The sequence below is a fragment of the Priestia sp. P5_B4 genome (assembly GCF_056400385.1).
In genome coordinates, this window is the sequence record NZ_JBFULJ010000658.1 from 1 (window position 1) to 2,175 (window position 2,175).

1 protein-coding gene and 1 pseudogene are annotated in these 2,175 nt (G+C 39.4%); one reads left to right on the forward strand and one right to left on the reverse strand.

The genetic code is table 11. From position 1 onward, the window contains the following. Positions 1-984 (reverse strand): reverse transcriptase domain-containing protein (locus AC1DRF_RS24330; protein WP_477741903.1); only part of this gene is annotated, 984 nt, incomplete at its 3' end. A gap of 970 nt (positions 985-1,954) precedes the next feature. Here AC1DRF_RS24330 and AC1DRF_RS24335 point away from each other — a divergent pair. Beyond that, positions 1,955-2,175 (forward strand): annotated as a pseudogene (locus tag AC1DRF_RS24335) (PTS mannitol transporter subunit IICBA); the annotation flags it as partial.

The following is a 2,175-nucleotide window of genomic DNA, read 5'->3' on the forward strand; positions in this document are numbered from 1 at the left end:
TTCGATATGTGTAACTTTGGTTTTATCTTCACTCAATTTAATTCCTCGCTTTTGTAAGTAAGGATTGAGTTTCTGATACATACTTTCAGCTTGTTCCTTCGTTTCCGTTACGATGACGAAGTCATCTGCGTAAAGAATACGTCCTATTTTACATTTGGGATCGATTTTATATCCTCCATTTGATTTGTATGTCTTTCTATAGACGATACCAATCTCTTTTTCCATTCCATCTAGCGCTATATTAGCTAGAAGGGGAGAAGCTACACTTCCTTGGGGACTTCCTTCCACTGTGTTGTGAAATATACCTTGTTCCATATATCCCATCTTGAGCCATCTTCCAATCAGCTTGTTTGCTGGAAACATAGACGTTTGCTTACTTATCCAATTATGGTTGAGATGGTCGAAACACCCTTGGAAATCTCCTTCAAACACCCACTTTTTCTTACTATTCGTATTGAGCTTGTTAAAGAGATTGCTAATGGCATCATGAGTACTTCTTTTAGGGCGGAAACCGTAGGAACTGGCTTCGAACCTGACTTCCCATTGCGGTTCTAGTGCGTTCTTTACGACATTTTGATAAACTCGATCTCGTATCGTCGGTATACCGAGAGGTCTTAATTTCCCATTCTTCTTAGCAATAAACGTTCGTTTCGCTGGCTTTGGGCGATGCTGAAAAACATTATATCTTAGTAGTTCTTGATATAGTTTGATACGTTCGTTTGGTTGTGAGGCCGTATAGCCGTCTATACCAAGTGTTCGCTTGCCGGTATTTTGTTGCGTCACTCTGCGAATGGAGAGTAGTAAATTAGCTTTACTCCGGAGGAGTAAACGTTGAAGTTTTCTTACTCTTCTTCGTTGATTTTGCTGTTCGGCACGATAAATTCTTTGTCGTAACTTCGTTACATATTGTTGTATAGTATTCCAATCAATAGAGTACCAACCCTTATGCGAGACGTGCGCCGACGCTCGTAGAGAGGTATTCATAACAGCACGCTCCTTTTCGTTAGAAGATAGCCACAAATTTATTTTCGTGTTGAAGACCCATGAGAAGTAGGCGCTCTTTCGAGCCTGTCATTGTCTGTAAAGACGACAGTATCCGTCCAGTTATACAATGTTCTTGATTTCCTGTCCCTTTTCAGGGTAACGGCTTTCGCTTTTTCTCATATCCCATACCCTCTGCCACATCGTTTGACTTTGCAGTCATCCTACTGCTTACGCAGATGACATAGGGCTTACCAAGTTCCACTTTCTACAGATACGATAGGGGTAGGTAGGTTCTTTACTCCGGGTAAGATGCGGGACGCATCAGAGTAGCATTATGATTCTACTTTTCCTCTTACCAAGACCCAAGCTAGTCCATGCATTATCTTGAGCTAAGAGTTACGAAGCTTATAAACCTTCACTTTCGTTTACCATACCTATCTTCTCCTAGCAGTATTCTGGACCATGCATTTGTCCTCTGTTTCCGCATTTCCTCATGCAACCGACAGACTCGTTACCAAGCATGCCGTTTCGGATGGAGATCATCTTTGCGTCTAGATGAGTAGCGTCAGCTACACTGTAAGAAAGCGACTTCTTGTCGCACCATAATGTCTCTTACAGGAACCAAGAAAACAAAAGAACCCTTCAGGAAAAGGGTTCTCTCGTGGGTGCCTTTAATCGGATATGAAGCTTTTTATACATATGCTAGTCCTTATAAATATTCTTTATAGAAGTACTAAGGCCCTGAAATTAATTCATTAATTTTTAGGAATGATTACACAAGAACTAATTCATATATATACTTCTTTCAATAAATCTAATTCCTGCAATAAAACCTGTGTCTTTATAGAGTAAGACAAGGTTAGTTCTTCTATTTATTGTATACAGCCGGGGTTTAACTTAACATTCTAAATGTAAGCGTTACATAATTTGTTGATATAAATTTAAATACAAATAGAGAGGAAGAGAACAGATGGCTCAAGCAAACATAAAAGTATCTGTACAGAAGTTTGGTAACTTTTTAAGTTCAATGGTTATGCCAAACATAGGAGCATTTATTGCGTGGGGATTAATTACAGCCTTTTTCGTACCAACCGGCTTTTTTCCTAATGGAAACCTTGCCAAGTTAGTTGATCCAATGGTTACATACTTACTGCCATTATTAATTGGTTATACGGGTGGAAAAATAGTGCA